Origin of the sequence: uncultured Eubacterium sp. (assembly GCF_934295145.1) — a bacterium.
Taxonomy (GTDB): Bacteria; Bacillota; Clostridia; order Lachnospirales; family Lachnospiraceae; genus Eubacterium_I.
Genome location: NZ_CAKRAS010000112.1, coordinates 1 through 2,190, shown reverse-complemented (window position 1 = coordinate 2,190; position 2,190 = coordinate 1). Strand labels below are relative to the sequence as shown.

General features: G+C 39.9%; 2 protein-coding genes. Both read right to left on the bottom strand.

Going from position 1 to position 2,190, the window contains the following annotated elements:
- Positions 1 to 155: 155 nt before the first annotated feature.
- Complete coding sequence (locus tag Q0I54_RS13235; RefSeq protein WP_296119351.1) at positions 156 to 1,037, bottom strand: DMT family transporter; 882 nt, start codon at positions 1,035 to 1,037, stop codon at positions 156 to 158.
- A gap of 99 nt (positions 1,038 to 1,136) precedes the next feature.
- A complete protein-coding gene (locus Q0I54_RS13230; protein WP_296119350.1) occupies positions 1,137 to 1,691 on the bottom strand; it encodes a prolyl-tRNA synthetase associated domain-containing protein in 555 nt (184 codons plus the stop codon).
- Positions 1,692 to 2,190 lie beyond the last annotated feature (499 nt).

Below are 2,190 nucleotides of genomic sequence, written 5' to 3'. Positions count from 1 at the left end.
GAAGGTATTTTTTACTATGGGGGTAGCAAAAAACTATATAATGTATTGGGGGTTTTTACAGTTATTATAATAGCAAACCCTCGCGTGTAAGTGTGCACAAACTTGTTTTTTTATTTCACTTTTTTTTGTTCAATCCGCACATTACCATTTTGTAACTAATTCTTCGCAAGTATGAAAACTGTTGCAATAATGAATCCAAATCCAATAATATCCATTGGCATAAACACCGTATCCAGGAAAACAGCGGAACAGATTGTCGCCATCAGCGGCTCCACACATCCCAACATATTTCCACGGGCCGGACCCACCAGGCTGGTTCCCTTCAGAAACATAGTAAACGCAAGTACGGTACCAACCAGCACGATCAGCGCTGTGATCGCCACAGTTGCCCAGTCAAACTGCACCGATATTTTCCACACCCGCATGATAAAGAAAAATGCGATTCCTCCGGTCAGCATGCCGATTCCGGTTGGTATAATACTTCCCCAGTCCGCCAGCAGCTGCTGAGGGATCAATATATAGAGTGTGGCCGCTACTGCCGCCAGAAATCCCCAGAGCAGTCCTTCCTTTGATATATAGAGTGAAGTAAAACTTCCGTGGGTTGCCACCAGAAACGTACCCACCAGGCAGGAAATGATCGCAATGTTTTCCCGCAAAACCGGCAGTTTTCTTTTTCGCAGGCAGACAATCAGCAATACAAAAATTGCCGACAAATACTGCAGCACCGTAGCCGTTCCCGCATTTGTTTTTGAAATAGCCGTCAGATATGCATACTGTGTAAACATCAAACCTCCGATACCAAATACGATGCAATGTAATACTGCATTTGGCGTCTTCAAAAACAGTTTCACATTTGGACGATAACGCATTGCCATAAACAGACACAGGATGATACCAGCTCCTACCAGTCTGATATCTGTCAAAAGTCTCGTATCCATTCCCCGGAATGTACACAGATATTCTCCGCATGTTCCGGAAATCCCCCAGCATGCACCGCCAATGATCGTATAAATCACACCTTTTTTGTACTGGTTCATAATGTTGCTTTCTCCTAAAGTAATTAATATTCGTTCAGCCATCCATGGCTGTTTTTAAATCATTCATTATCCTGTTCATTTCACGGATAACTCAGAATATCATTCATTTTCTTTCTCTTTTCCCAAATGAACTAAAATATAATCATGATGCACTGCTTGTAAATAAGATGTAAAAACATCGCTTGTTTTCAATTTCAGACTAGAAGTATTGATACAAGGATGACATCCCACATACTCTCCCTCCAATACATCCGCATCCACCAGAAGCTGTACCTGATTTTCTGTATCATTCATCAGCCCCATGACACTGACAGATCCCGGTGTGATATCCAGGAATTTTTCCATATATTCTTCCGGTGCAAAAGACAAACGTGCGCTCTGGATCTGTGCAGACAGCTCCTTAGTCTTAAACGGCTTATCTCCCGGCATCATCAGCAGATAAAATTTTGTCTTCTGACGATTGCATAAGAACAGATTTTTGCAGATCACAGCATCAAGAATCCTGTCTACCTCCTCACAGTCTTCCATGGTCTGCGCTGCTTCATGATCTATCCGCCAGTATTCTATTCCAAGTTCATCCAACAGATCATAGACCCGGACTTCTTTTTCCAGACGTTTTTCCGTATCCAATGGTCTTCCTTTTACTAATTCCATCGTAAAATTCCTTCTTTCCTGTCTTTTATCAAGTTTTTTATTTTTTCTTTATACTTTTAACATGATTCTTTTAGAATTAATTCTTCTTCTTTTAGAATTTTGACACATTTTGCTCATATTTATTAGATATCATAATACTTGTCAAAAGGAAATCTACTTTATTTTTGATAAACATTTTCATAACTCAATCTCCCTATGTGAAGAACAGCAGTCGCGTGGCTGCTGTTTTTCTTTGTCTACTTCTTTACCATGCTAAAACATTTTTTTACATACCAAAAAGGATGCTCCCATTCAGGAACACCCCTTTTGATATATTTATTTTATATACCTTCAAAACTTCATACAGGTGAAATTTCTTCAATCAAATTCATTTACTTCGAAAAATGGCCATTCGGAATCCCGAATCTTCACTTTCCGTCACTATTCAATTTCTCACTTTTGTTCATATGGAAGTTCGATTCACTAAATTCGACCTTCGCCTTACGGCTCGCTCTCATTA